Origin of the sequence: Altererythrobacter sp. H2, from assembly GCF_035319885.1 — a bacterium.
Taxonomy (GTDB): Bacteria; Pseudomonadota; Alphaproteobacteria; order Sphingomonadales; family Sphingomonadaceae; genus 34-65-8.
The window spans coordinates 1,645,500-1,671,212 of sequence record NZ_CP141285.1 but is presented as its reverse complement, the minus strand read 5'-3'; the positions used below and the strand labels follow the sequence as shown (position 1 = coordinate 1,671,212).

General features: G+C 63.2%; 23 protein-coding genes. 16 read left to right on the top strand and 7 right to left on the bottom strand.

Annotated features, from left to right (window positions below):
* Positions 1-2: 2 nt before the first annotated feature.
* Positions 3-986, bottom strand: a complete 984-nt coding sequence (locus tag U4960_RS08445) for a sodium-dependent bicarbonate transport family permease (protein WP_324260212.1) — start codon at positions 984-986, stop codon at positions 3-5.
* 157 nt (positions 987-1,143) lie between these two features.
* Here U4960_RS08445 and lipA point away from each other — a divergent pair, with 157 nt between their 5' ends.
* Positions 1,144-2,085 (top strand): lipoyl synthase, encoded by a 942-nt coding sequence (lipA, locus tag U4960_RS08440; RefSeq protein WP_324260211.1) that lies wholly within the window; start codon positions 1,144-1,146, stop codon positions 2,083-2,085.
* Positions 2,085-2,546 (top strand): type II toxin-antitoxin system RatA family toxin, encoded by a 462-nt coding sequence (locus U4960_RS08435; RefSeq protein WP_324260210.1) that lies wholly within the window; start codon positions 2,085-2,087, stop codon positions 2,544-2,546. Before lipA ends, U4960_RS08435 begins: the two co-directional genes overlap by 1 nt.
* On the opposite strand, the gene U4960_RS08430 is transcribed toward U4960_RS08435, so the two are convergent.
* The 3 genes from U4960_RS08430 to U4960_RS08420 are packed head-to-tail and all read right to left on the bottom strand — an operon-like array spanning position 2,507 to position 4,708.
* Positions 2,507-3,007 carry a CinA family protein gene (locus tag U4960_RS08430; RefSeq protein ID WP_324260209.1) on the bottom strand — a complete coding sequence of 167 codons (501 nt, stop codon included), beginning with the start codon at positions 3,005-3,007 and terminating at the stop codon, positions 2,507-2,509. The two genes, U4960_RS08435 and U4960_RS08430, sit on opposite strands and share 40 nt — an antisense overlap.
* Positions 3,007-3,552, bottom strand: a complete 546-nt coding sequence (locus tag U4960_RS08425; protein ID WP_324260208.1) for a hypothetical protein — start codon at positions 3,550-3,552, stop codon at positions 3,007-3,009. Before U4960_RS08425 ends, U4960_RS08430 begins: the two co-directional genes overlap by 1 nt.
* Positions 3,553-3,556: 4 nt before the next feature.
* Positions 3,557-4,708 carry a bifunctional 2-C-methyl-D-erythritol 4-phosphate cytidylyltransferase/2-C-methyl-D-erythritol 2,4-cyclodiphosphate synthase gene (locus U4960_RS08420; protein WP_324260207.1) on the bottom strand — a complete coding sequence of 384 codons (1,152 nt, stop codon included), beginning with the start codon at positions 4,706-4,708 and terminating at the stop codon, positions 3,557-3,559.
* A gap of 77 nt (positions 4,709-4,785) precedes the next feature.
* Between U4960_RS08420 and dusB the strand changes: the two genes are divergently transcribed.
* The 6 genes from dusB to hfq all read left to right on the top strand — a co-directional run bounded on the left by dusB (position 4,786) and on the right by hfq (position 12,688).
* Complete coding sequence (gene dusB, locus U4960_RS08415; RefSeq protein WP_324260206.1) at positions 4,786-5,802, top strand: tRNA dihydrouridine synthase DusB; 1,017 nt, start codon at positions 4,786-4,788, stop codon at positions 5,800-5,802.
* Positions 5,799-6,872: a two-component system sensor histidine kinase NtrB gene (locus U4960_RS08410; RefSeq protein WP_324260205.1), complete on the top strand. Its 1,074-nt coding sequence runs from the start codon at positions 5,799-5,801 to the stop codon at positions 6,870-6,872. Before dusB ends, U4960_RS08410 begins: the two co-directional genes overlap by 4 nt.
* Positions 6,872-8,278 (top strand): sigma 54-interacting transcriptional regulator, encoded by a 1,407-nt coding sequence (locus tag U4960_RS08405; protein ID WP_324260204.1) that lies wholly within the window; start codon positions 6,872-6,874, stop codon positions 8,276-8,278. Before U4960_RS08410 ends, U4960_RS08405 begins: the two co-directional genes overlap by 1 nt.
* Positions 8,279-8,360: 82 nt before the next feature.
* Positions 8,361-10,577: a sensor histidine kinase gene (locus U4960_RS08400; protein WP_324260203.1), complete on the top strand. Its 2,217-nt coding sequence runs from the start codon at positions 8,361-8,363 to the stop codon at positions 10,575-10,577.
* A gap of 34 nt (positions 10,578-10,611) precedes the next feature.
* Positions 10,612-12,006: a sigma-54-dependent transcriptional regulator gene (locus U4960_RS08395; protein WP_324260202.1), complete on the top strand. Its 1,395-nt coding sequence runs from the start codon at positions 10,612-10,614 to the stop codon at positions 12,004-12,006.
* Between the two features lie 139 nt (positions 12,007-12,145).
* Entirely contained in the window at positions 12,146-12,688 is a 543-nt protein-coding gene (gene hfq / locus U4960_RS08390; protein WP_324260201.1) for an RNA chaperone Hfq, read from the top strand.
* Between the two features lie 17 nt (positions 12,689-12,705).
* Here hfq and U4960_RS08385 read toward each other — a convergent pair whose 3' ends face one another.
* Positions 12,706-12,843: a hypothetical protein gene (locus tag U4960_RS08385; RefSeq protein ID WP_324260200.1), complete on the bottom strand. Its 138-nt coding sequence runs from the start codon at positions 12,841-12,843 to the stop codon at positions 12,706-12,708.
* Here U4960_RS08385 and hflX point away from each other — a divergent pair.
* Positions 12,811-14,010: a GTPase HflX gene (gene hflX / locus U4960_RS08380; protein WP_324263086.1), complete on the top strand. Its 1,200-nt coding sequence runs from the start codon at positions 12,811-12,813 to the stop codon at positions 14,008-14,010. The two genes, U4960_RS08385 and hflX, sit on opposite strands and share 33 nt — an antisense overlap.
* A gap of 28 nt (positions 14,011-14,038) precedes the next feature.
* Here hflX and U4960_RS08375 read toward each other — a convergent pair whose 3' ends face one another.
* Positions 14,039-16,561 (bottom strand): TonB-dependent receptor, encoded by a 2,523-nt coding sequence (locus U4960_RS08375; RefSeq protein ID WP_324260199.1) that lies wholly within the window; start codon positions 16,559-16,561, stop codon positions 14,039-14,041.
* Between the two features lie 104 nt (positions 16,562-16,665).
* Between U4960_RS08375 and U4960_RS08370 the strand changes: the two genes are divergently transcribed.
* The 6 genes from U4960_RS08370 to U4960_RS08345 are packed head-to-tail and all read left to right on the top strand — an operon-like array spanning position 16,666 to position 24,056.
* Complete coding sequence (locus U4960_RS08370) at positions 16,666-17,355, top strand: GntR family transcriptional regulator (RefSeq protein ID WP_324260198.1); 690 nt, start codon at positions 16,666-16,668, stop codon at positions 17,353-17,355.
* Positions 17,355-18,284, top strand: coding sequence for a hydroxymethylglutaryl-CoA lyase (locus tag U4960_RS08365; RefSeq protein WP_324263085.1), 930 nt, complete (start codon positions 17,355-17,357; stop codon positions 18,282-18,284). The genes U4960_RS08370 and U4960_RS08365 overlap by 1 nt, the downstream gene beginning before the upstream one ends.
* Positions 18,284-20,341 carry a hydantoinase/oxoprolinase family protein gene (locus tag U4960_RS08360; protein WP_324260197.1) on the top strand — a complete coding sequence of 686 codons (2,058 nt, stop codon included), beginning with the start codon at positions 18,284-18,286 and terminating at the stop codon, positions 20,339-20,341. Before U4960_RS08365 ends, U4960_RS08360 begins: the two co-directional genes overlap by 1 nt.
* 3 nt (positions 20,342-20,344) lie before the next feature.
* Complete coding sequence (locus tag U4960_RS08355; RefSeq protein ID WP_324260196.1) at positions 20,345-22,240, top strand: hydantoinase B/oxoprolinase family protein; 1,896 nt, start codon at positions 20,345-20,347, stop codon at positions 22,238-22,240.
* Positions 22,237-23,433, top strand: a complete 1,197-nt coding sequence (locus U4960_RS08350; protein ID WP_416379059.1) for a CaiB/BaiF CoA transferase family protein — start codon at positions 22,237-22,239, stop codon at positions 23,431-23,433. Before U4960_RS08355 ends, U4960_RS08350 begins: the two co-directional genes overlap by 4 nt.
* Positions 23,433-24,056 (top strand): isochorismatase family protein, encoded by a 624-nt coding sequence (locus U4960_RS08345; RefSeq protein ID WP_324260195.1) that lies wholly within the window; start codon positions 23,433-23,435, stop codon positions 24,054-24,056. The genes U4960_RS08350 and U4960_RS08345 overlap by 1 nt, the downstream gene beginning before the upstream one ends.
* Here the strand turns inward: U4960_RS08345 and mazG are convergent.
* Positions 24,053-24,817: a nucleoside triphosphate pyrophosphohydrolase gene (gene mazG / locus U4960_RS08340; RefSeq protein WP_324260194.1), complete on the bottom strand. Its 765-nt coding sequence runs from the start codon at positions 24,815-24,817 to the stop codon at positions 24,053-24,055. The genes U4960_RS08345 and mazG overlap by 4 nt on opposite strands.
* An 80-nt stretch (positions 24,818-24,897) precedes the next feature.
* On the opposite strand from mazG, the gene U4960_RS08335 reads away from it, so the two are divergent.
* Positions 24,898-25,659 carry an SDR family NAD(P)-dependent oxidoreductase gene (locus tag U4960_RS08335; RefSeq protein ID WP_324260193.1) on the top strand — a complete coding sequence of 254 codons (762 nt, stop codon included), beginning with the start codon at positions 24,898-24,900 and terminating at the stop codon, positions 25,657-25,659.
* The last annotated feature ends 54 nt before the right edge of the window (positions 25,660-25,713 follow it).

Below are 25,713 nucleotides of genomic sequence, written 5' to 3'. Positions count from 1 at the left end.
TATCATGGGAATGGTGCGGCTTCTCCCGCCAGCATGGTCGCAAATGCAGTGATGAGGCCAATGTTGACGAGAATGTTGAACGGGAAAGTGATGCTGAGCGACATGGTCAGGTAAATGCCCGGATCCGCTTCAGGCAGGGCAAGGCGCATGGCCGCCGGCACCGCGATATAGCTGGCGCTGGCGCACAGGACCCCGAAGGCAGCGGTCGAGCCCAGGTCCAGCCCGATCGCATGGCCCGCCAGCGTTCCGAGCGCGCCATTGACCAGGGGCAGCGCGATGGCAATCGTGGCGAGCCGCCAGGTGACCGATCTTGAGGCCATCATCCGCCGCGCGGCAATCAGGCCCATGTCGAGCAGGAACAGACACAAGACGCCCTTGAAGCCCGCATTGAAGAACGGTGATACCTCGGCAAAGCCATCCGGCCCCGCGATCATGCCGATCGCAAAGGCGCCCAGCAGCAGCACGACCGAAGCGTTGAGGAACACTTCGTGGAACAGTTCGCCCCGTCCACGCCCTGGCTGGCTGGCCAATCCGCGCGCCAGAAGCAGACCGGTGAGGATCGCCGGCGTCTCCATCGCGGCAAGTACCGCGACCATGTACCCCTGCGGAACCAGCGACGACGCCGTGAGGATCTCGACCGCGGTGACATAGGTCACCACACTGACTGACCCGTAATGGGCTGCCACTGCGCCCGCGTTGATGCGGTCGAGCTTGCCAAAGCCGCGCAGCAGCGCATTGGCAATCAGCGGCAGCAGAAAACTGGCTGCCACTCCGATCAGCAGGGCGCTCAGCACGCTCGAATCAATGCCGGACTCTGCCACCGCCACGCCGCCCTTCAGCCCGATGGCGGCCATGAGATAGAGCGACATGCCCTTGGCAATGGCCTCAGGAATCGCGAGGTCCGACCTCGCAAACGCCGCAAGCAGCCCCAGCACAAAGAACAGCACGACCGGAGAGGTGAAAGTCTGGATAACTGTCGCGTCCATGGTGCTCCGCTAATCGAGGCTTGCCGTTACGGCAATCCTGCAGGCGGTTTCTTCCCCACACCCTGTCAGAAACGCCCGATAAACGCCCCATACGCGCCCCATACGCGCCCCATACTCACCATTGCGTCAGTGCCTTGGCGAGCCTAGATGGCGTGGCATGAACGACCTCTCGAGCGCACCCCAGACCGAAACAGAGCGTCCGGCACGCCAGCGCAAGCCGGACTGGATCCGCGTCAAGGCGCCGACCAGCGAAGGCTATCACGAGACGCGCCGCCTGATGCGCGATCTCAATCTCAACACGGTGTGCGAGGAAGCCGCCTGCCCGAATATCGGCGAGTGCTGGAGCAAGAAGCACGCGACGGTCATGATCCTGGGCGACGTTTGCACCCGCGCCTGCGCGTTCTGCAACGTCAAGACGGGGATGCCCCGCACGGTCGATCCCATGGAACCGGACAATGTCGCCATTGCGGCGGGCAAAATGGGTCTCGAGCACATCGTCATCACGTCGGTTGACCGGGATGACCTGCCAGACGGCGGGGCGGGGCAGTTCGTCAAGGTGATCAAGGCCCTGCGGCGCGAGACACCAGGCACCACGATCGAAATCCTGACCCCCGATTTCAGGGGCAAGATGCGCCCGGCCGTCGAGGCGATCTGCGAAGCCGGGCCGGATGTCTACAACCACAACCTCGAAACCGTACCCCGGCTCTATCCCACCATTCGCCCCGGTGCGCGTTACTACGCATCGCTCCGGCTGCTGGAAGAGGTCAAGCACCACGATCCGATGATCTTCACCAAGTCCGGCATCATGCTGGGGCTGGGTGAGCAGCGGCTGGAAGTTCATCAGGTGATGGATGACATGCGTAGTGCCGATGTCGATTTCATCACCATGGGGCAATATCTCCAGCCGACCCCGCGCCATGCCAAGGTCGAGGATTTCGTCACGCCCAAGGCCTTCGCCGCATACGGCGCGATTGCGCGGGCAAAGGGCTTCCTGCAGGTGGCAGCCAGCCCGCTGACCCGGTCGAGCTACCATGCGGGCGACGATTTCGCCCAGATGAAGGCCGCCCGCGAAACAAAGCTGGCCAAAGGACGCGGCTGATGCCGGGCATCCGCGAACAGAGGACGGTGCCCTACAGCGCGGCCCAGATGTTCGATCTGGTCGCCGATGTGGCCAACTACAGGGAATTTCTGCCCTGGGTGGTGGCTACCCGGATCCGGTCTGACAGCGAGAGCGAAATGATTGCCGACATGGTAGTCGGCTTCAAGAGCCTGCGGGAGAGTTTCACCTCCCGCGTCCTGAAAGAGCGGCCCGGCAAGATCGAAGTCATCTACGTCGACGGGCCGCTGCGGGATCTCGACAACATCTGGCGGTTCGAGGATCTGCCCGAAGGCGGTTGCCGGATCGATTTCGAGGTCGAATTCACCTTCCGCAACCGGGTGTTCGAAGCTCTGGCCGGGCAGTATTTCGACCGCGCTTTCCGCAAGATGGTGACCGCATTCGAAGCCCGCGCCGATGCGCTCTACGGCAATAGCAATTCCAGCGCGCAAAGCGTCGCCTGACAGCGCACCCCGGCGCGGCCCAGGTCGCCGAAGTTCTTCAGTTCGCCTTCGGGCTTGCCACCATCGCCGCGCACCACGCGGGCAAACACCACCGTGCCGACCGGCTTGTGCAGAGTCCCGCCGCCGGGCCCGGCCACGCCGCTGATGGCCACCGCCACGTCCGCGTGGCTGCGCTTGAGTGCCCCTTCTGCCATGGCCCAGGCGCAGGCGATGGAGACCGCGCCGAAGGTTTCGATGATGTCGCTCGGCACGCCGAGCATCTCCATCTTGGACTCGTTGGAGTAGGTCACGTAGCCCCGCTCCAGAACCGAAGAGGAGCCCGCGATCTCGGTCAGGGCGCCGGCCACCAGCCCGCCAGTGCAGCTTTCCGCCAGCGCCACCTTGCGCCCGGCAGCCAGGTTGGCCTCAACCACCCTGCGGGCAAGGTCGAGAATTTCCGGCGGAAGCAGGCCGTCAGACATCAGTTCGTAGCCGGGCAGATCTTGGGATTGTCAACCTTGGCCAGGTCCATCAGGAAGGTCACCAGCCCGCTGACGTTCTCCGGCGGAAGCGGTGCCAGCAGTTCCACGCCGCGCTCGATCTTGCCGCAATCGGCAACCTTGATTTCCTCGGCAACCTTCTGCTCGATAATCGCGTCGAACAGCGGACGGACGGTTTCAGCCGGGAGTGAGCCAAACATCGCCATCATCTCCGCACCGTCTTTGTCCGTTCCGGCAAACTGCGACAGCATCCGCAGCGCTCCCGGCCACGCCGCAGGCTGTTGCTTCAGATAAGGCGCAACGAATGCAGTCCCTTTTCTGGCCATGAAACCTGAAGATGACAGCGTTCCCTCACATTTGGTCTGCACAGCCTTGGTGAGGATCGGCATGGCATAGACAACAGCGTCGGACACATCGGCCTGCGCGATGCAAGCCTGTGCGCCGGCCTGGGCAAAGGCAACCTGGTGCTGCGCAAGGGCTGCAAGCCCGAGACCGAGAGCCAGCACCTTGGTTCGAAGTGACGTCATGCTGCTATCCTTCCTTGAAAACAGTCGCCACGGCCTGCGCCGCGATGCCTTCCTCGCGCCCGGTGAAACCGAGCCGCTCGGTCGTGGTGGCCTTCACGCTAACGCGGTCAATACTGATCGCCAAGAGCCTCGCAATGCTCGCACGCATCGCGTCCCGATGGGGGCCAATTCGGGGCGCTTCGCAAATGATCGTCAGATCTACGTTGCCGACCATGTACCCGGCATGACGCACGAGTGATGCCGCGTGCTCGACAAACCGGGCGGAGTCCGCGCCCTTCCACTGGGGGTCGCTCGGCGGGAAATGGCTGCCGATATCGCCCTGGGCAATCGCACCGAGGAGGGCATCGACCAGAGCGTGGAGCGCAACATCGGCATCGCTATGGCCGGCGAGGCCATGGCTGTGCTCTATCCGCACCCCGGCGAGCCAGAGCTCCTCGCCAGCGGCCAACCGGTGGACGTCATAGCCGGTTCCGATCCTGAAGGCCGGGGCAGCACTCACGAAGTCCTCCGCAAAGGTCAGTTTCCTGAGGCGCTCGTCACCCTCGACCAGCGCCACGTCGAGACATGCTGCACGCAGCACCTGGGCATCGTCCCCGGCGTCGGGGGCGCCTTGCCAAGCCTGGTGGGCCGCAAGGATTTGCCCAAACCGGAAGGCCTGGGGGGTCTGGACCCGGCGAAGCGCCTCGCGCGGGGCGGCACCGGCCATGAGCCCGTTGTGTGCAACCGCCAGACTGTCCACCACGGGCAGGACCGGGATCGCGCCGGCATGGCTCTCAAGCGCGACCAGCAGCCGAGCCACGACCGTACGGGGCAGATCCGGCCGGGCAGCATCGTGTATCAGCACCCGTTCCGGCGGAGCTGAAGCCAGAACTTCCAGTGCAAGCCGGACCGATTGCTGGCGGGTCTGCCCTCCGGTCACGAACGCCACCGGCTCAAGCCCCGCCAGTGCTTCTGCCATGGCCTGCTGGCCATTTTCAGGAATGGCGATCACGACCCGGCTCGCTCCGGCAGCAAGCAGACGCTCCACCGAATGCCGCACCACTGGCTTGCCCCGCCAAGGCGCGAACTGCTTGGGCAAGGGCTGACCGGCACGGACGCCTTTGCCGGCGGCAACCACGATGGCCGCGAATGAGGGGAAGGGGGAGGGCTGCGTCATCTCTGCGCGCGGGCTAGCCGCTTGCAGCACCCGCTGCAATGGACTATGCGCTGCCCAAATTTTAGGCACCCCTGATCATGACCGCGCTTCCTGCCCCACCGACGCTCCGGCCCATTGCCATCGGACCCGTCCAGATCGAAACACCTGTCGTGCTGGCCCCGATGACCGGGGTCACCGACATGCCGTTTCGCACACTGGTGCGGCGCTATGGCTCCGGCCTCAACGTAACCGAGATGATTGCCACCCAGGCGGCCATCCGCGAAACCCGGCAGAGCATTCAGAAGGCGGCCTGGGATCCGGTGGAGGAGCCGGTGTCCATGCAACTGGTCGGATGTGATCCGGTCAGCATGGGTGAGGCAGCGCGGCTCAACCAGGACCGCGGTGCGCAGGTGATCGATATCAACTTCGGCTGCCCTGTCCGCAAGGTGACCAATGGCATGGCCGGCAGCGCGCTGATGCGCGAGGTGCCGCTTGCCAAGAAGCTGATGGAGGAAACGGTCAGGGCCGTCTCCGTGCCGGTCACGGTCAAGATGCGGATGGGGTGGGATCATGACAGCCTCAACGCCCCCGAACTTGCCCGGATTGCCGAGGATATCGGCGTGAAGATGATCACCGTCCACGGCCGCACCCGCAACCAGATGTACAAGGGTTCGGCCGACTGGGCTTTCGTCCGCCGGGTCAAGGATGCGGTGTCCATCCCGGTAATCGTCAACGGGGACATCTGCACCATTGCCGATGCCGCCTCCGCGCTGGAGCAGTCGGGCGCGGACGGGCTGATGATCGGGCGGGGTGCCTATGGCAAGCCGTGGCTGCTCGGCCAGGTCATGCACTGGTGGCGGACTGGCCAGGTTCTGGCGGACCCCGATATCGACGAGCAGTACGAGGTCATGGTCGAACACTACAGCCGGATGCTCGATCACTATGGTGACGATGTGGGCGTGAAAATCGCGCGCAAGCACCTCGGCTGGTACACCAAGGGCCTGCCGGGCTCGGCCGAGTTCCGCAACATGGTCAACTTCGTTGACGATCCCCGACGCGTTCTGGACGAGCTTGAGCGGTTCTACACCCCCTTTCTGCGGCGCCAGGCAGCGTGAGCGAGGCCGTCCTGCCACCAGACGGCCACGCCCAGCTTCAGGGGCTGATCTTCGCCGCGTTGCTGCTCGATCCCGAAATGCGGGTGATCGAGGCGAACCATGCCGCCGAAGAACTGCTGGGCAAGAGCGCGGCGCGGATCGCGGGCATGCCGCTGCTCGAAGTGCTGGTGCCCGAAGAGCGCCGCCTGATGGAACGCCTGGCCGCCAGCGACGCACGGATCATTGCCCGGGGCACCACCATCCGCGTGGGGGACCGGGTGCTGGAGATCAACCTCACCGTGTCGCCCATCCTGACCCATCCGGGCTGGCGGGTGGTGACCCTGTCGGATGCCCGGCAGGATGACATGAGCGGTGCGGAGAACAACGAGGGCGTGTTGCGGACCCCCGCCGTGCTGGCCCATGAAATCAAGAACCCGCTCGCCGCAATCCGCGGAGCGAGCCAGCTCATCGCACGCAAGCTGGATGACAAGGACCGCCGGCTGGCCACAGTGATCGCGGATGAGGTGGACCGGATCGCCCGCCTGGTCGACCGGATGCAGCAGCTTGGCAGCGCCACGCCTGAACCGGTTGCCCCGCTCAACCTGCACGAAGTGGTGCGCAGCGCCTGTCAGAGCCTGCGCGCCGGCAGCGGGATGCAAATTGTGCTGGAGGAAGAGTTCGACCCCTCGATCCCGCCGGTGCTGGCCAGCCGCGATGCACTGGAACAAGTCCTCGTCAATCTGCTCGCCAACGCCCGCGATGCGGCCCTGGCAGACGAAGAACCGATGGTCCGCGTGCGGACCCGCTTCGTCAGCGGCCTGGTGCTGAATGCGGTGCGCTTCGGCCGGGCGGTCAAGTTGCCCGTTGAAATCACGGTCAGCGACAATGGGGCGGGCATCGATCCGGACATTGCCAGCCAGATCTTCGATCCGTTCGTTTCGTCGAAAAAGGGCGGGCAGGGCCTCGGCCTGGCGCTGGTCAAGAAGCAGGTTCGGGACATGAACGGCCGCATCAGCCATGAGCGCGACAGCCGCGCCGGCCTCACCCACTTCCGGGTCCATCTTCCGGTCGCAACGACGGAGCGGAGCTGATGGCACACCGCATCCTGCTGGTCGAAGACGACAGCGCCATTGCCACGGTCATCGAAACAGCCCTCGCCGACGAAGGCTACGAGGTGGACCGCTGCGACAGCGTGGCCGAGCGGGACCGGCTGCTGGCTGCCGGCAGCTACCGCGCCGTGCTGACCGATGTCATGCTGGCGGATGGCGACGGGCTTGAGGGCCTCGGCAGGATCGTGGCTGACCGCGCCGATATGCCGATCATCGTCCTGTCGGCCCAGAACACGCTCGACACCGCCGTGCGCGCGTCAGACGCGGGCGCCTTCGAGTACTTCCCCAAGCCGTTCGATCTCGACGAACTCATTCGCGCCGTGCGCCAGGCGGCCGAACGCGGCACCGATCGTCCAGTGGTGGGCGAGGAACCGGCCGAGGGCCTGCCCATGGTCGGGCGCAGTCAGGCCATGCAGGGCGTCTACCGGATGATCACCCGGGTCTTGCGCAACGATCTGACCGTGCTGATCCTGGGCGAATCCGGCACCGGTAAGGAACTGGTTGCCGAGGCAATCCATCAACTTGGCCATCGCAAGACGGGGCCGTTCGTAGCGGTAAATACCGCCGCAATCCCCGGAGAACTGATCGAAAGCGAGCTGTTCGGCCACGAAAAGGGGGCCTTCACCGGAGCCGTAAACCAGGCGATCGGCAAGTTCGAGCAAGCCAATGGCGGCACCCTTTTCCTCGACGAGATCGGCGATATGCCGGCCGACGCCCAGACGCGGCTGCTGCGGGCGCTGCAATCGGGCAAGATCCGGCGTGTTGGCGGGCGGCAGGAAATCGCGGTGGATGTGCGCATTGTCGCCGCGACCAACCGCGATCTTTCTCCGATGATCCGCGAAGGCCGGTTTCGCGAAGATCTCTATTATCGGCTCAACGTCGTACCGATCCAGTTGCCGCCGTTGCGCGACAGGGTGGAGGATATCGAGCCGCTCGCCCGCCACTTCCTGGGGCTTGCGGCGGCCGAAGGCCTGCCTTCGCGGTCGCTTCATCCCTCGGCGGTCGATGCCCTCAAGGTCCATCCCTGGCGCGGCAACGTGCGCGAACTGCGCAATGCGGTGTTCCGCCTCGCGCTCATGGCGCGTGAAGACGTGATCGACGCGCAAAGTGTCCGCGAAATGATCGGCGATGCGCTCGCTTCCCGACCGACCGCCACCGATGGCGGGTTTGCCGAAGCCTTGCGCGTCTGGTTGGCGGAAGCGGCCCCGCGCGAAGGCGCGCTGTACCATGCATCGCTGGCCGCGTTCGAGCGTCCGCTGTTCGAGCACGCGCTGCGCCAGACGGGGGGAAACCAGCTCCGTGCGGCTCGTCTGCTCGGCATAAACCGCAACACGCTGCGGAAGCGGCTGGGTGAGCTGGCCATCGAAGCAGACCAGTTTTCGATCTGACATCGAAATCCGACCGGCGTAGCGGGCGGTTCGGCAGATTTCCCTTGCATACTTGCAACACCAGCGTTGTAATCTTGCAACGATGGCCGAAACGCAGACCATGACCGCCCGCAGCACTCCGCGCCTCTGGCGACGGCTCATGGTCACGCTCCGCCGGGCCAATTTCTTCGCCTGGCTCGAGGCGGCGGCGGCACTGTCCTTCGTGCTGATGGTCGGAGCGACATACCTCGCTTTCTCGGCCGCGCCGGAAAGCGGCCTGCTTCCTTCAGTCCAGGTTGCATCCTTGCTCATCGGGACCCTGATCCCGGCGCTGGCCCTGGTTGTGCTGATCGGTCGGCGGGTAGCCAACCGGCGCGCGGCCGGCAGCACGGCCCGGATGCATGTGCGGCTGGTGTTCTTCTTCTCGCTGGTGGCGGCTATCCCCACGCTGCTGGTTTCGGCCTTTGCCGCAATCCTTTTCCAATCGGGGGTCGATTTCTGGTTCTCGGACGATTCACGCGGCCTGATGCGCAATGCCAACGAACTGGCACGGGAATATTACGAGCAGAACCAGCTGGAGGTGGCCGAAGAAACCACCACCATGGCCAGCGACCTGCGCTTCTACTTCGACAACACCCGGCAGGTATCCTTTACCGGGCGCGAGTTCGTCGATTTTGTGAACCTCCAGATGCAAGGGCGCGACATCAACGAGACAGCGATCCTCCAGGCGATAGAGGATGGCAGCCTGCGGACTGTTGCGACCTACAACCTGACCCAGGGTAGCGAACCGGGCCGGTTCGGGAGCGCAATGGTCGGCCAGTTGCGGGACGGGCAAGGCGTGGTGGTTCAGGCTACGGAGGCAAAGCTGGAAGCGCTCGCCCCGATTGACCTGTCCAGCGGGGTTTTCCTCTACAATGCCCGCAATTCGGAAGCGATATCGTTCAACTCGTGGGAACGGGCGCAGGATATTGCCGCGAATTACGAGACCCTGACCAAGCGGGCGCGGGCGCTGCAGCTGCGTTTCAATCTCGCCCTTTTCTTTGCCTCCATCGGCCTAGTTGGCATGGCCGTGTGGTTCGCGCTGCGGTTCGCTGACCGCCAGGTCGAGCCGCTGACCGATCTGGTTGCCGCGGCGCGGGAAGTGGGCGCGGGCAATTTCGCCATGCGGGTCGAGGGGCGCACCGGCGCAGACGAGATCGGCCTGCTCAACCGCGCCTTCAACCGGATGACTGCCCAGATCGAACGGCAGACCGATGCATTGGTGGGAGCAAACCGGCAACTCGATGATCGCCGGGCTTTCATGGAAACGGTGCTGGAATCGGTCTCCGCCGGGGTGGTCTCGGTCGATCAGGAGGGCCGCATCCAGCTCATGAATGGCCCGGCGCAGTCGCTCCTGTTCGGAAACGAATTTCCCGGACATGGCCCGATGATGCTGGCCGATCTGGCCCCGCAGATTGCAGCAATGCTGGAGGGGCCCGATGAAAGCGGCATTGTCAGCCATTCGCGTGGTAGCGACCTGCTGACGCTGGCGGTCAGAGCCACCGCCACCACCAACGGCCGGGTCATTACGTTCGAGGATATCACCCGCCAGCTGCTCGATCAGCGGCAGGCGGCATGGTCGGATGTCGCGCGCAGGATCGCCCACGAGATCAAGAACCCGCTGACGCCGATCCAGCTCGCGACAGAGCGGCTGATGCGACGGTACCGCAAGCAGATCGAGCAAGATGGCGAACTGTTCGATGAACTCACCAGCACGATTGTCCGCCAGGTTGGCGACCTGCGCAAGATGGTGGACGAATTCTCTTCCTTTGCCCGTTTGCCGAAGCCAGTTTTCCGGCCCGAAAACGCGCTCGATCTGGTGCGTCAGGCGATGTTCCTGCAGGAGGTCGCTCACTCCCAGATCGACTTCAAGCTCAGCAGCGATGATGACCTGTCCGTCACCATTATGTGCGATCGCCATCAGGTCGGGCAGGCTCTGACCAATGTCATGAAAAACGCTGTGGAGGCGGTGGAAAGCCGCAGCCGCGATGCAGAGCCCGATTACCGCGGCCGGATCCGGGTGCGTGTCACGGCAGACGAGGACAATTTCTTCGTAGCCATCGAGGACAATGGAGTCGGCCTGCCGAGTGACCGGGAACGCATCGTAGAGCCCTATGTCACCACACGGGACAAGGGCACGGGCCTGGGCCTGGCGATCGTGAACAAGATTGTCGAGGAACACGGCGGTGAAATGGCATTCTCGAGCGCGCCCGAAGGCGGCGCCCGGGTCTCGCTGCGCTTTGCCCGTGATCCGGCCCGGAAAAAGGAAGCTGCCGAATGACCCGCCCAAAGGCTTATCCCGAGGAGCATGCGACATGGCGCTAGAAATCCTGGTCGTCGATGACGAGCGCGACATTCGCGAACTGGTAGCCGGTGTCCTCAGCGACGAGGGGTACATCTGCCGCACAGCTGGCGACAGTTCAGCCGCGCTCGCAGCAATTGACGAGCGGCGTCCGAGCCTGGTCCTGCTCGATGTCTGGTTGCATGGCAGCCCGATGGACGGGCTCGACGTGCTCGACCAGATCAAGAAGCGGGAGCCGGAACTGCCGGTGATCATCTTCTCCGGTCACGGCAATATCGACACGGCTGTGTCGGCCGTCAGCCGCGGGGCCATGGACTTCATCGAGAAGCCGTTCGAGGCGAGCAAACTGCTTCATCTGGTGGAACGCGCGACCGAGACCGAACGTCTGCGGCGCGAGAACATCCAGTTGCGCCAGGGCTTTCCTCGCGGCGAGGAATTTACCGGCAGTTCCTCCACCATCAATCAGGTGCGCGCGACGCTGAAGCGGGTGGCGAATACCGGCAGCCGAGTGCTGATCAGCGGCCCGGCAGGGGCAGGCAAGGAAGTGGCTGCGCGCCTGCTGCATTCATGGAGCCAGCGATCCGACTATGCGTTCGTGATCGTCAATTCTGCCCGTATCACTCCAGAACGGTTCGAACAGGAACTGTTCGGAGAGGAGGCCGATGGCAAGCTTGTGCGCCCGGGACTGCTGGAGATGGCAGACGGGGGCACACTCTACCTTGATGAGATCGCCGACATGCCGCTGTCTACTCAAGCGCGCATCCTGCGGGTGCTGACGGAGCAGAGCTTCGTCCGCGTCGGCGGAAACCGCCAGATCGGGGTCGACGTGCGCGTCGTTTCCTCATCTTCTCGCGATCTCCACAAGGAAATGGAGGAGAAGCGGTTCCGCGAGGACCTGTTCTATCGCCTCAATGTGGTGCCCGTCTCAGTCCCGTCGCTGTCGGAAAGGCGGGATGACATTGCCGCACTGGCCGAGCATTTCTTCACCCGATACGCCGCGGAACAAGGCATTTCCCCGCCCACGGTTTCAGATGAAGCAATGGCAGCGCTGCAGGCATACGACTGGCCCGGCAATGTCCGCCAGCTCCGGAACGTGGTGGAGAGGACGGTAATCCTCACCCCGCGGGATCGGCTGACAATCATCGAAGCCGACATGCTCCCGGCGGAGGTCACCGGCGGCAAACTGGGCGGGGGCAGCGGCATTGCGGCGCTGATGGGAGCGCCCTTGCGCGAGGCGCGTGAAAGTTTCGAGCGCGAGTATCTTTCAGTCCAGATCCGCCGCTTTTCCGGAAACATCTCGAAGACCGCGAGTTTCATCGGAATGGAGCGGTCTGCGCTTCACCGCAAGCTCAAGCTGCTCGGCATGAACGAGCGAACAGAAAATGACGGTGAAGAGCACGATAAATAGCCATTACGGCGAAGACTTACGTTTGCGTTGGGGCGAGAGGACCATATATATATAACGCAGAATATCGGTTGTGGGCTCTGCCAACAGCCAGAATGCCCCATCATGGAAGGGGCCAAAAAGCAAGAAGGACACCGGACGCATGTCAAACGGACGTACACTCACGGCCAGAACTCCCCCGCCTTCCTCGGAGCCGCCAGCGCCTGAAGGCAAGCCCCAGAACCTGCAAGATGCGTTTCTCAACCTGCTTCGCAGGAACAAGATTCCGGTGACCATGTTTCTGGTCAAAGGCGTCAAGTTGCAGGGTATCGTAACCTGGTTTGACAATTTCTCGATCCTGCTGCGGCGCGATGGCCAGTCGCAGCTGGTCTACAAGCACGCCGTTTCGACAATCATGCCGGGACAGCCGATCGATGTGCGCCAATTCTCCAGCCAGGACAGCAACCGCAAGCAGCGTCTTTTGCAGGACGTGTTTCTTTCCCGCGTGCGCGAGGCGCAGGCGCAGGTGACGATGTTCCTGGTGAACGGCGTGATGCTGCAAGGGCGGATTGCTGCGTACGACCTGTTCTGCACCCTGCTTGAGCGCGATGGTTTCGTGCAGCTGGCATACAAGCACGCCGTTTCGACCATTCAGCCCGCAACCCATGTTGACCTCAGCGATGACTGGGAAGGTGAGGAAGACTGAGCTTCGACGACAACCTCCTAGGTGAAGTCTCGCGCGGCGCGCGGGCTCTGGTCATCTGCCCTGATATTCGGGGCACAAAGCACGAACTCGACGCCGAGGCCAGGCTTGAGGAAGCCTGCGGCCTGGCGCTTGCGATCGGCATTGTCGTTGCTCACGCCTTCGTCGTGCCGGTGCGTGAGCGCCGACCCAACACGCTGTTCGGATCGGGTCAGGTCGACAACATTGCCGTCCAATGCGAGCTGCACGAAGCAGAACTTATCATCGTCGATGGGGCCTTGTCTCCGATCCAGCAGCGCAATCTGGAAGAAAAGCTCAAGCGCAAGGTCATAGACCGGACCGGCCTGATCCTGGAAATTTTCGGCGAACGCGCGGCGACGGCGGAGGGCCGACTGCAGGTCGAACTGGCCCACCTGGATTACCAGCAGAGCCGCCTTGTGCGCAGTTGGACTCACCTCGAACGGCAGCGCGGTGGCTTCGGCTTCCTCGGAGGTCCGGGCGAGACCCAGATCGAGGCAGACCGCCGCATGATCCGCCAGCGGATGGGCCGCCTGCGAAAGGAACTGGAACAGGTGCGGCGGACCCGAGCGCTCCACCGTAACCGGCGGGGCAGGGCACCCTGGCCCGTGATCGCGCTGGTAGGCTACACCAACGCGGGCAAATCAACCCTGTTCAACCGCTTGACGGGCGCAACGGTGATGGCGGAGGATCTGTTGTTCGCGACCCTTGACCCGACCATGCGCGCGATCCGCCTGCCCGGCGTCGAGAAGGCCATCCTGTCCGATACGGTCGGGTTCATCTCCGATCTGCCGACACAATTGATCGCCGCATTCCGCGCGACGCTGGAGGAAGTGACTGCCGCGGACGTTATCGTTCATGTCCGCGATATGGCAAGCGAGGCGGCAGTGGCACAGAAGTCCCAGGTACTCGAAATCCTCGCGGATCTGGGGATTGTGGCCGACGATCAGGACGAGGCAACCATTCCCATGGTCGAGGCGTGGAACAAGACCGATCTGCTCGATCCCGAACGCGCTGCCGAATTGGCGGATCAGGCTGCCAGCCAGCCCGACGTTGTTCCGGTTTCGGCGTTGACGGGCGAGGGCGTTGACGCGCTGCTCGAACGCATCGATACCTTGCTGACGAGCGGCTCCCGCACCTATCGGATCGCGCTTGCCGCATCCGATGGGCGGAAGCTGGCCTGGCTGCACCAGCACGGCCAGGTCACCGATGAGACGCCGGGCGAGGTGGATGGGCAACCAGGAACGACAGCAACGGTCCGGCTGACCCCGAAGGAATACGGACGGTTCCTTTCGCTCGACAGCTAGGGCCGTTCCAGTCGGCCACCCCCGATCATCAGAACTTGTAGCCCAGCTCCACGCCCACGAGGCGGCGCGCGCCGGGCGAGATGAACGATCCGCCGAACTCGACGGCCGTGATCACCTCTGACAAATAGTTCTCGTTCAGGGCATTGTCGGCGAACACGAAGGCACTGAAGTTGCCCGCCTCAATCCCGGCGCGAACGTTCAGCACTCCGAAGGTGTCACGCTGCGCCACCGAAAGATCAGCGTCGCCTACGAAGGCGGGCAAGCCGAGGTTGGAAATCGGCAGGAGCCCGGAAAACACGGTCGGGCGCACCTCATCCTGCACGGAATGGAACCACGTCGGGCCAGTCAGGCGATAGTCGGCGCGGACCACCAGATCGAGCCCGTCGTTCAGCGGTGCCTCAATCTCGGTGCCAAGGTTCAGGGTCCAGTCGGCAGTGTAGGGTGACTTGTTGCCGACGGTATAAGGCCGCGCGGTGTTGGCCTTGATTTCGCTATCGGTAACATTGGCCGAGCCAAAGAAGGTCCAGCCATCGACCACCTCGGCGCTCAGGTTGGCCTCGACACCCTTGACCTCGACCTTGTCGATATTGGATACCACGCGGAGCAGGCCGAAACTTCCTACGAAGAATTCGAAGAACTGCATGTCGTCGATCTCGGTGTAATACCCGGCCAGATCGAACGTCACCGCGCCATTGAGCGCCTTGCCCTTGAGCCCGACCTCGAAGGCGGAGCTCTTTTCCTTGCGGTACCGGTCGGTGATGCTGACGTCGGCGTCGATTGTCCCCGGGGTGACACCGTCATTGTAGACGGAATCGATGATCGCGCGCGAGCCCTGGTTGTTGAAGCCGCCAGACTTGAAACCGATGCCCCAGTTGGCGAAAAGGTTGAGATCGTCAGTCGGTTGCCAGCTCAGGCTGACCTTCGGCTGGAGCTGCTTGAACCTGGCCTGCTGGGGTGTGAAAGCGCCGAAGGCCTGGCCGGGATTGATGGGGCCGCCGGTAAACGGGTCAGTTGCGTCAGGCACCAGCGAACTGGTTGAGCGGTCCTCCACGTCGTAGCGAAGCGCGACCCCGACGTTGAACTCGGGGTTGATTTCGTAATCGACGGATCCGAACGCAGCATAGACATCGGTGTCGAACTGGTCGGCCAGCAGTAGCGAAGTCGGGTTGCTGCTGTTGGGCGAGTTATACAGATTGGGAATAACCCCGTTTCCGGTATCACCCCCGATGCTCACCCCGACCTCACGGTCGATGTGAAGATAATAGGCGCCAATCTGCCAGTCCAGCGGACCATCACCGGACGAGGCAAGACGGATTTCCCCGCTGAAGTCTGTCTGGTTGCGAAGCTGGAACTGGGTGCCGTCACAGGTGGTGGGGCTGTAGGGGCCAAAGGTCGATCCGTTCGCCGGGGCGAAAATGAACGGGACCGGGATCTGCCCGATGCCGCCGGGCGGGTTGACCGGATATCCTGTCAGCGCAGCGGTGCTGGCAAAACAGGCATTGACCGTCGCCGCCCCGGCCGGGTCGGCTGCACCGATGAAGCGGGCAAAGTCCGCAGCCGTGCCGTCGGCGACAAGCGACTGCTGCACATCCGAGTAGAGGGCCCAGGCCGTCAGTGTCATGCCGCTGCCGAACTCATGATCGATCTTGGCCGAGATATCGAAGCTGTCCTGCGCATTTGTCGGACGGATATTGGAGTAGTAACGGAACGGGTGCTTGTTCACGTCTTCGTAGAAAGCCGGATTGGCCGCAGCAAAGTTGGGCAGGTGGAACGAGGCGTTGAAATTGATCGAGGCGCCGCGCAGTTCCGAATAGCGCGCCTTGATATCGAGTTCTGTTGCATCGCCGAGGCCAGCCACGATCCGGCCATCGATTGCCCAGACTTCCTGGTCGTCGACCGACTTGGCATCAGCGAGAAATTCGTTGCGGAAAAAGCCGTCGGTGGTGCGGTAGTAACCCGAAAGAACGAAACCGAGGCGCTCGCCGATCGGCCCTGCCAGATGTGCGGTCGTCTGCCAGGTGTTCTGTTCCGCATAGGATGCGCGCACGGCCCCTTCGAGCACATCGCCGGGTTTCAAGGTCTGCAGGACGATTGCCCCCGCAGCGGCATTGCGCCCGTAGAGTGCGCCCTGCGGGCCCTTCAGCACCTCGACCTGGCGCAGGGTGCCTTGCGGCTGGTTGAGAAGGGCGGTGTTGGTCTTGAGAATACCGTCGACCACCAGCGCGACCGAACTTTCCGCGTCCCGCGCGCCGTTGATCCCGCGGATGTTGATCTGGGTATCGCCTGCCTCGGCTGTGCCGGTGACAATTGTCACACCGGGCGTCAGTTGGGCAAAGTCGTCTGCACTGGTTGCGCCGGTGCGCTCGATCGCGCTCGCAGTGAGGACCGAAACGGATGCCGGAACATCCTGCAGGCTCTCGCTCTGGCGGCGCGCGGTCACCACGATTTCATCGGACTGCGTTTCGGCACCGGCATCCTGGGCCAGTGCCGGGCTGGCGTAGAGCGGCAGGATAACGGTAGAGGCAAGCAGAAGGGTCCTGATCGGGCGCATGTCTCGGTAACTCCCCAAACCGCCCGCATGCGGGCACTTGTATCTTGCGACCCGTCATACTTATTGTATACAAAACGTGCTGGTCAAGATGACTCGGAGAAATAATGTCACGCGCTTCCGACAGGGCCTACGAGCAGATCCGGGAGATGATCATCTCCGGCGAGCTAGCATCGGGCGATGCGCTGGGCGAGGAAGCTCTGGCTGAGCGGTGCGGCGTTTCGCGAACACCGGTTCGGGATGCCTTGCGACGTCTGGAAGCGGAGATGCTGGTCCGCCGCACAGAAACACAGCGGAGCTTTGTCGCCGACTGGTCGCTTGATGACATCGAGGATGTGTTTGACTTGCGGGCGATTCTCGAGGCGCGCGCCGCACGTCGGGCGGCCGTACGGATGACGGATCCGGCATTGCAAAGCCTGCGCGCCTGCAACGCTGCAATTGCCAGGGCTATAGCGAAGAGCCCACCTGACATAGACGCCTTTCTTGAGGGAAATCGCGAATTCCATGCTGCCATCCTGGCAGTTGCTGCATCGCCGCGTCTGGCAACGCTGCTCAATTCGCTGATCGAGCAGCCGGTGGTGTGGAGAACCGCACACCAGTACGGGCAGGATGAACTGCGCCGGTCCCATGGTGAGCATGAAGAGCTTCTGGCAGCGTTCACCCGGCGCGACGGGGACTGGGCCGAATCGGTCATGGCGAGCCATATCCGCAGAGCATTCCATGCCTATGCTGACGCCCATCGCGGGCTCAGCCCGATAGACACCGTCACGCGTACCAAAGGTGTGCGGAAGGCATGATGTATACAAATGCCGTAGAAATGGTCGAGGTGAGCCCGCGCGACGGCTTGCAGAACGAGCCCGCGCTGATTCCGACCGAAGCAAAGCTGGATCTGATCCGCCAGGCGATTGCCTGTGGTGCACGCCGGATCGAGGTTACCAGCTTCGTCAATCCGCGTGCGGTGCCCCAGATGGCCGACGCCGAACAGGTCTGCGAGGGGATCGAGCCAGTCGAGGGAGTGACTTACATTGGCCTCGTCATGAACCGCCGCGGAGCCGAGCGGGCCATTGCCACGGGCAAAATCGGGCAGCTGGGCGCGGTTTCAGTCAGCACCGATACGTTCGCCATGGCCAATCAGGGGCAGACAAGCGAGGGCTCGGTCGATGCGGCAAGCCAGATTATTGCCCTGGCGAAGCACGCCGGCCTGACCGGCCAGGCAACAATTGCCGCCAGCTTCGGCTGCCCGTTCGAAGGGGAAGTCAGTGAGGACCGCATCCTTGCCATGGCCGAGGTGCTTGCACGAGCAGGTGCGGTCGAGATCGGGCTTGCGGACACCATCGGTGTTGCCAATCCCGCGCACGTCGCTCGGTTGGTGGAGCGAGTGTCAAAGGCGATCAGTCCGCTGCCGGTCCGGGTTCATTTCCACAACACGCGCGGCACCGGGCTTGCCAATGTCTGGGCTGCGATCGGTGCGGGCGCACGGATCGTCGACGCCTCGATCGGCGGGCTGGGCGGTTGCCCGTTTGCGCCGGGTGCGGCCGGGAACGTGGCGACAGAAGACGTGGTCTACATGCTCGAGCGAGCGGAGATTTCGACGGGCCTGGACCTTGACCGCCTGATCGAAACCAACCGCTGGCTCGCTGGCATCATGCAGAAGGAACTGCCCGCAATGGTGGGCAAGGCTGGCGGCTTCCCCCAGCCGCAACACAACGAAAGGAAATTACCCTGATGCGGTATCGGCTGGGTGTCGACGTTGGCGGTACGTTTACCGACCTGTTGTTGTTCGACAACGAGACAGGCAATTTCTGGCGTCACAAGACGCCATCGACCCCGCATGACAGCTCCGAGGGCATCCTCAACGGGGTCACGGCTATTACGGCAACCGCAGAGGTGGATCCGGGCGAGATCGAGTTTTTTCTCCATGGCACCACCGTCGCCACGAACGCAGTGCTGGAGGGGAAGGGCGCGCGCGTCGGCCTGATCACCACCGAAGGTTACCGCGATATCATGCAGATCGCGCGCAGCTATGTGCCCGGCGGCCTTGCAGCGTGGATCGTCTGGCCCAAACCGCAGCCACTCGCCGCGCTGGAGGACACTGTCACGATCAAGGGCCGGATGGACGCGGATGGCAATGAAGTGCGCCCGCTCGATGAAGCCGAGATTCGCGCCAAGCTGGTCGCCCTGCGTGATTCCGGCGTAGAGGCCATCACAGTCAGCTTGATAAACGCTTATGTCAGCGGAGTGCACGAGCAACGCGTCGGCGCAATCGCGCGGGAAATCATGCCGGACGTGCCAGTCTCGCTGAGCCATGAAGTTTTGCCGGAAATGCAGGAATACGAACGCACGCTTTCGACTGTGGCAAACGCCTCGGTGCGGCCAGTCGTTGGCAAATACGTATCCAACCTGCGGAAACGGCTCGAAGAAGCGGGCGTAACCGGCAAGCTTTCGTTGCTGCGCTCCGACGGCGGGCTGATGAGCAGCCAGAAGGCGGAGGAGCACCCGGTCAACATCCTGATGTCCGGCCCGGCAGGCGGCGTGACTGGCGCGCTGTGGGTGGCGAAAAACGCCGGGTTCCGGAATATCCTGACACTGGACGTTGGCGGCACCTCGACCGATGTGGCACTGATCGAGAACCTTGACCCGCGCCGGGTCCGCACGACGGAGGTGGGCCACCTGTCCGTCCGAGCCTCGTCGCTCGATGTGAAGACCGTGGGGGCAGGCGGGGGTTCTATCGCCTATGTTCCCGAACTGACCAGGGCACTGCGGGTCGGCCCGCAATCGGCCGGGGCAGTGCCGGGGCCGGTCGCCTATGGCAAGGGCGGCGAACTGCCGACGGTGACCGATGCCAACGTGGTGCTTGGCTATCTGCCGGAAGACCTTTTGGGCGGCTCGTTCAAACTTGACCGCGATGGGGCAAAGAAAGCGGTCCAGACCATTGCCGATGCGCTCGGCATTCCGCTGATGGACGCAGCGCGCGGGATCATCGACATCGTCAACGAGAACATGTTCGGTGCGCTGCGGATGATCTCGGTCCAGCAAGGCTATGACCCGCGCCACTTCGCACTGATGGGCTTTGGCGGGGCAGGGCCGCTGCACGTCAACGCGGTCGCCAGGCTGATGGGAAGCTGGCCTGCCATATCACCGGTATCCCCGGGCGTGCTCTGCGCTCTGGGCGACGCGACCACCCGGATGCGCACCGAAACCGCGCGCAGCTTCAGCCGACTGGCCACCAATACCAATGCTGACGAACTGGTGGCCATCCTCGACGAAATGGCGGCTCAGACCCGGGCCGAACTGACCAACGATGGCATCCCCGGAGACGAGGTGACCAGCGAATTCGAGGTCGATGTCCGTTATGCCGGGCAGGCGTTCGAGGTGCCACTGACAATCGATCAGGCGACGCTGCGGGAGAAGGGCATCGCTGGAATCCTCGAGCGGTTTGACGAAGAGCACCGGCGGCTGTTCACGTTCAATATGGATACGCCCCACGAGATCGTGAACCTTCGCGCTGTCGCCATGGGCGAGGCGCCGCAGTTGCCAGCAGCAGAACTGCCAAAGGGAGATGGCAATCCAACGGGGGCAAAGATCCGCGACCACACCCTGTGGATGGACGGGCGCGAACAGGCCGCCGTGATCTACGACCGGCGGCTGCTGCGGCAGGGGGACGTGATCCCCGGTCCGGCAATCGTTACCGAAATGGACTCAACCACGCTCATCGAATCCGGCTGCGTCGCCACCGTTGACGCAGTCGGCAATATCCTGATCAACCCCGCGAAGGAGGGCTAAGCGATGCCCGCGCAGATCATCCAGAAAAACACCACGCCCTTCGGCAAAGTCGCGATTGATCCGGTCACGCTCGACATCATCGAGAACGCCCTGCGCAATGCGCGCATCGAGATGGACGCCACACTGGTCCGCACTGCCATGTCGCCGGGCATCCGCGAGCAGGGGGACGCCTTTCCCCTGATCGCTGACCCGACCGGCAAGATGATTGTCGGCCAGTTCGGCAGTTTCATCGATGGCTTCCTGCGCGGATACGATGGCACGATCGAGGAGGGGGACATGATCTTCCTGTCCGATCCCTATTCCTGCGAAGGCGCTATCAGCCATTCGAACGACTGGCTGGTGCTGCTGCCGGTCTACAAGCAGGGCCGCCTGCTCGCCTGGACCGCAATGTTCGGCCACCAGAGCGACATCGGCGGCAAGGTTGTCGGCTCGATGCCGATCGACGCCAAATCGATCTTCGAGGAAGGCGTCCGCATCCCGCCCGTCAAGATCTGGAAGAAGGGCGAATACAACGAAGACCTGATGAAGCTGGTCATGCACCAGACGCGCAAGCCCGACTGGTGCCAGGCCGACCTCAACGCCCTGATCGCCTCATGCCGGGTGGCTTCGCGCCGGGTGGTGGAGATGGCGGACCGGTTCGGCGATGATGTCTATGTTTCGGCCACACAGGAGCTGCTCGCCCGCAACCACCGGGCGATGAAGGCGCTGATTGGCATGGCCGTGGCGGAAGAGCCGGTCAGCTTCGAAGACTATATCTGCGATGACGGGCTCGGCTATGGTCCCTACCGCATCAAGTGCACCATGTGGCGCGAGGGCGACAAGGTGGTGCTCGATTTCGAAGGCACCGACCCGCAGAGCGCTGCCTCGATCAATTTCTACCTCAACGAGAACATGTTCAAGATGTTCTTCGGCATCTACATGATCATGGTGTTCGATCCTCAGATCCTGTTCAATGACGGGTTCTACGACCTGATCGAAGTCCGCATTCCCGAAGGATCGCTCCTCAAGCCCAAGTTCCCGGCAGCCCTGTCGGGTCGCACCCACGCCCTCGGGCGTATCTTTGACATCCTCGGCGGACTATTGGGGCAAAAGACCCCGGAGTTCCTCAATGCCGCGGGTTTCAGCTCCTCCCCCCATCTGTTCTACTCCGGATGGGACAACCGGACCGGCCGCGAAGGCGAATGGTTCCAGTTGTTCCAGATCGGCTTCGGTGGCATTCCGGGCAGGCCCCTGGGGGACGGGCCGGACGGCCATTCGCTCTGGCCCGGCTTTACCAATGTCCCCAACGAGTTCCTGGAACGGTATTTCCCGCTCCGGATCGAACGCTACGAAACCGAACCGGACAGCGGCGGGGCAGGGCTCCATCGCGGTGGTAACGGCATCCACATGACGTACCGCTTCCTTGCTGACGGCGAGATCGCGATCCATGATGACCGCTGGTTTGTGCCGCCCTGGGGCGTCAACGATGGTCTGCCGGGCAAGCGCGCGCGCAAGATCCTCGAGCACGCAGACGGAACTTCCCAAATCGTCGGCAACAAGATCGACAATATCGCAGTCAAGGCCGGTGACCAGCTCCACTTCATCACCTGGGGCGGGGGCGGTTGGGGTGACCCACTGGCCCGCAACCCGGCCCTGGTGGGCCTGGAAATCAGGCAGGGCCTTGTGACACCCGGCGGCGCGCGCGAGTACGGTGTGGTTGCCAACGAACTTGGTGTGGTCGATGAATCCGCCACGGCGGCCCTGCGCGCCGAAATGGCGGCGACGAGGGGTGGCGGCAAATTGTTCGATTACGGGCCAGGCATAGAGGTGCTGCGCGCCAGTTGCGAAGTCGAAACCGGCCTTCCGGCGCCAGTACAACCGGTCTGGCGCGGGCAGCCACAGGCGGAGGCAGCCGAGTGAGCATCGCCAATCCAAGTGCTCTTGCCGGCCTGAAGGTCGTGGAGCTTGGCCAGTTGCTTGCAGGTCCGTTTTGCGGACAGCTCCTGGGCGACATGGGCGCCGATGTGATCAAGGTCGAACCGCCGGGCAAGGGCGATCCGATGCGGATCTGGGGGCAGGGAGCGGAAAAGGTCCAGTGGGAAGTGATTGCCCGCAACAAGCGTTCGGTTACGGCGAATATGCGCGTGCCCGAAGGCCAGGCAATCGTGCGTGACCTTGCCCGCCATGCCGATGTCCTGATCGAGAACTTCAAGCCGGGCACTCTGGAAAAATGGGGCCTCTCTCCCGAAGAGCTCCACCGCGACAATCCGCGCCTGATCATTGCCCGCATGTCAGGCTATGGCCAGTCCGGGCCCTATTCGGACCGCGCAGGGTTTGGCGGCATCGGCGAAGCGATGGGCGGCTGGCGCTATATTGTCGGTGAGCCCGACAGGCCGCCGGCCCGGATGGGCATCTCGATCGGCGACACTCTGTGCGCAACCTACGGCACGATGGGTGTGCTCGCTGCGCTCCAGCACCGGGAAAGGACCGGCGAAGGGCAGGTAATCGACACCGCGCTATATGAAGCGGTACTCCAGGTCATGGAAGGGCTGGTCCCCGAATATGACCGGAACGGCTTCATCCGCGAGCGGTCCGGTTCCATCTTGCCGGGCATCGCGCCGTCCAACGTCTATTCGTGCAAGGACGGGCCCTTCATGATCGGGGCCAATAACGATGCGATCTTCCGCCGGCTGGCCGAGGCGATGGGGCAGCCGGAGCTGGCTGACGATCCGCGCTATGCCACGCATCTGGCGCGCGGCCAGAACCAGACCGAGCTCGACGAGCTGATCAATTGCTGGACCGCAGACCTGACAATCGACGAGGTCGACGCCATGATGATTGCACATTCGATCCCTGCCGGCCGCGTCTACACCGCCGCTGACATGATGGACGACCCGCATTTCAAGGCGCGCGAGGCTATCGTCGAGGTTGAGACCCGCCATCGCGGCAAGCTCAAGATGCAGGGGACTTTCCCCAAATTCTCCCGCACCCCGTCAACCATCCGCCGTCCTGCACCGGCAACTCCGGGGCAGGACAACGCGGAAGTCTATGGCGAATTGTTCGGTTGGGATTTCGACAAGCTCGCCGACCTGGCTGGTCAGGGGGTCATCTGATGGCCAGCGATGCCCTCGCTGAGAGTTATGCAGGGGCGTTTGACGGCCGATTGCTGCCGGGCAGGAAGCCCGCGCTGTTGCTGGTTGATATGGTTGCTGCCTACCTGGATCCGGCGTCACCGTTTTTCTGCGAAACGGCAGCGGCGGCGCTGGCTTGTGCAGTGCGATTGCGCAAAACGGCGCGGCAGGCTGGACGTCCGGTGTTCTATTCCAGCGTCGTCTATCAACCCGGCGGAGCGGATGGCGGGCTGTTTTACCGCAAGATACCGGCCCTCAAAGCCTTTGATCATGGTTCGCCCCTGGGCGCTTTCCCGCCTGAGCTTGTTCCTGCCCCGGGCGAGCGGGTCATTACCAAGCAATATGCATCTGCCTTTTTCAGGACCGGCCTGGCCGCAGAGCTTTCAGCCCTTGGCATTGATACCCTAACTATCGGCGGTTTCAGCACGTCGGGCTGCGTGCGCGCATCGGCTCTCGATGCGCTGCAAAACGGCTTCGCGCCGTTTGTAGTAGGGGCGGCCTGTGCCGACCGGCACGCGCGACCACATGAGCAGAACCTGTTCGACTTGCAGGCGAAATACGCCGAAGTGATCGACGAAGCCGAGGGCCACGCCATCCTCGGTTAGGCTGATTTCTCCTCTGCCTTCACCGCCTGCCAGAGCATTTCCTGTTGGTCGAGGGTCAGCTGCCCGAATGCACCTGACGCCATGTTCTCCATCGCCCGGAACCGGCGCTCGAACTTCGTATTGGCCGCCCGCAAGGCGCTTTCCGGCGCGATGCCATAGGCGCGAACGAGATTGACCGCGGCGAACAGCAGATCGCCCGCCTCCGCCTCCTGCTCCTCCGGCGACGCTTCGGCCAGCTCGGCCATTTCCTCGATCACTTTCTGCGCCGGACCATCGGGATCGGGCCAGTCGAACCCGGTCCGGGCCGCACGCTTCTGCAGTTTTTCCGCTCTCATCAACGCGGGCAGGGCAAGGGCGACCCCATCCATGGCACTGGCCGCCCCCTTTGCCTCGCGTTCCGCAGCCTTGATTGCCTCCCAGCGTTCTTCCCGCATTCCGCCGGGCATTGCCGCATCGCCGAAGATATGGGGATGACGGGCCTCGAGCTTGTCGGCGATAGCCTGCGCCACGGCGTCGAAATCGAAGTGCCCGGCTTCCTCGGCGATGCGGGCCTGGAATACGACCTGGAACAGCAAGTCACCCAGTTCATCACGAATATCGGTGATGTCGCCGCGAGCGACCGCGTCCGCAACTTCGTAGGCTTCCTCGATCGTATGCGGCACGATCGTTTCGAAACGCTGGGCACGGTCCCATTCGCAACCGGTCTCCGGGTCGCGCAGGGTGCGCATGATCGCCAGAAGGCGGTCTAAATTGGCAGGCATCGCGGGGCGCACTTTCAGCTATCCAGGTACCCTGTGGGAGCAAAGCGAGGGCGCCGGGTCAAGGCGCAGGAAGGGAAACGATGCCCAATCTGTTCGATATCACCGGTGACGTCGCGGTGGTTACCGGTGCTGGCCGCGGGATCGGCCGCGGGATCGCCCAGGCACTCGCTGATGCCGGAGCCTACGTCATCTGCGCAGCGCGGCGCGAAAACGAGATCGAGGAGACTGCTGCGCTGATCAATCAGGCCCATGGTTCCAACCGCGCAATTGCCGTGCGCACGGACGTGACAGTCGCGGCGGACATGGATGCTCTGGCAGATGTCGCCGTCCGGCAGTTCGGACGGTTGGACATCTGGGTCAACAACGCTGGTGGGTCACCCGTGTCGATGCCCTTGGTTGAACTGCCGGAAGAGGAATGGCACCGGACCATGGCAGTGAACCTTACGTCGGTGTTCTACGGCGTCCGTGCTGCCGTTCGTCATCTGGGTGACAAGAGCCGGATCCTCAATACCTCATCGCTTGCCGGGCAGGATCCGTTTCCCGGCAGCGGCCATTACAGCGCGGCAAAGGCCGGCGTGAATATGCTGACGAAAACGCTGGCGCACGAACTCGGCCCGAAAACCCGGATCAACACGATCCTGCCGGGCTTCGTACCGACAGAGACCGTCAAGATCGCGCTCAAAATGGCAGACGAGGATTTCCCGGCGCTGGAGCAACAGCTCAATTTGCCAGCGGGGCGCCTCGGTACGCCAGAAGACATCGGGGCTGCCGCACTCTATTTCTGTTCGCCGGCATCGGAGTGGGTAACGGGGCAGTGTTTCCGGGTGGCAGGCACGCCATGAGTAAGGCCTGACATCTTAGATTGATAATACATATTATGTTAAATAGCCTAACCG

Bases quoted from the DNA above. Each gene is read 5' to 3' on its own strand.
- dusB (WP_324260206.1), top strand. From the start codon at position 4,786: ATGACCGCGCTTCCTGCCCCACCGACGCTCCGGCCCATTGCCATCGGA.
- U4960_RS08445 (WP_324260212.1), bottom strand. From the start codon at position 986: ATGGACGCGACAGTTATCCAGACTTTCACCTCTCCGGTCGTGCTGTTC.
- U4960_RS08425 (WP_324260208.1), bottom strand. From the start codon at position 3,552: ATGACGTCACTTCGAACCAAGGTGCTGGCTCTCGGTCTCGGGCTTGCA.
- U4960_RS08360 (WP_324260197.1), top strand. From the start codon at position 18,284: ATGCGGTATCGGCTGGGTGTCGACGTTGGCGGTACGTTTACCGACCTG.
- U4960_RS08355 (WP_324260196.1), top strand. From the start codon at position 20,345: ATGCCCGCGCAGATCATCCAGAAAAACACCACGCCCTTCGGCAAAGTC.
- U4960_RS08400 (WP_324260203.1), top strand. From the start codon at position 8,361: ATGGCCGAAACGCAGACCATGACCGCCCGCAGCACTCCGCGCCTCTGG.
- lipA (WP_324260211.1), top strand. From the start codon at position 1,144: ATGAACGACCTCTCGAGCGCACCCCAGACCGAAACAGAGCGTCCGGCA.
- U4960_RS08335 (WP_324260193.1), top strand. From the start codon at position 24,898: ATGCCCAATCTGTTCGATATCACCGGTGACGTCGCGGTGGTTACCGGT.
- U4960_RS08365 (WP_324263085.1), top strand. From the start codon at position 17,355: ATGTATACAAATGCCGTAGAAATGGTCGAGGTGAGCCCGCGCGACGGC.
- U4960_RS08435 (WP_324260210.1), top strand. From the start codon at position 2,085: ATGCCGGGCATCCGCGAACAGAGGACGGTGCCCTACAGCGCGGCCCAG.
- U4960_RS08405 (WP_324260204.1), top strand. From the start codon at position 6,872: ATGGCACACCGCATCCTGCTGGTCGAAGACGACAGCGCCATTGCCACG.
- hfq (WP_324260201.1), top strand. From the start codon at position 12,146: ATGTCAAACGGACGTACACTCACGGCCAGAACTCCCCCGCCTTCCTCG.
- U4960_RS08420 (WP_324260207.1), bottom strand. From the start codon at position 4,708: ATGACGCAGCCCTCCCCCTTCCCCTCATTCGCGGCCATCGTGGTTGCC.
- U4960_RS08430 (WP_324260209.1), bottom strand. From the start codon at position 3,007: ATGTCTGACGGCCTGCTTCCGCCGGAAATTCTCGACCTTGCCCGCAGG.
- U4960_RS08395 (WP_324260202.1), top strand. From the start codon at position 10,612: ATGGCGCTAGAAATCCTGGTCGTCGATGACGAGCGCGACATTCGCGAA.
- U4960_RS08345 (WP_324260195.1), top strand. From the start codon at position 23,433: ATGGCCAGCGATGCCCTCGCTGAGAGTTATGCAGGGGCGTTTGACGGC.
- U4960_RS08370 (WP_324260198.1), top strand. From the start codon at position 16,666: ATGTCACGCGCTTCCGACAGGGCCTACGAGCAGATCCGGGAGATGATC.
- mazG (WP_324260194.1), bottom strand. From the start codon at position 24,817: ATGCCTGCCAATTTAGACCGCCTTCTGGCGATCATGCGCACCCTGCGC.
- U4960_RS08375 (WP_324260199.1), bottom strand. From the start codon at position 16,561: ATGCGCCCGATCAGGACCCTTCTGCTTGCCTCTACCGTTATCCTGCCG.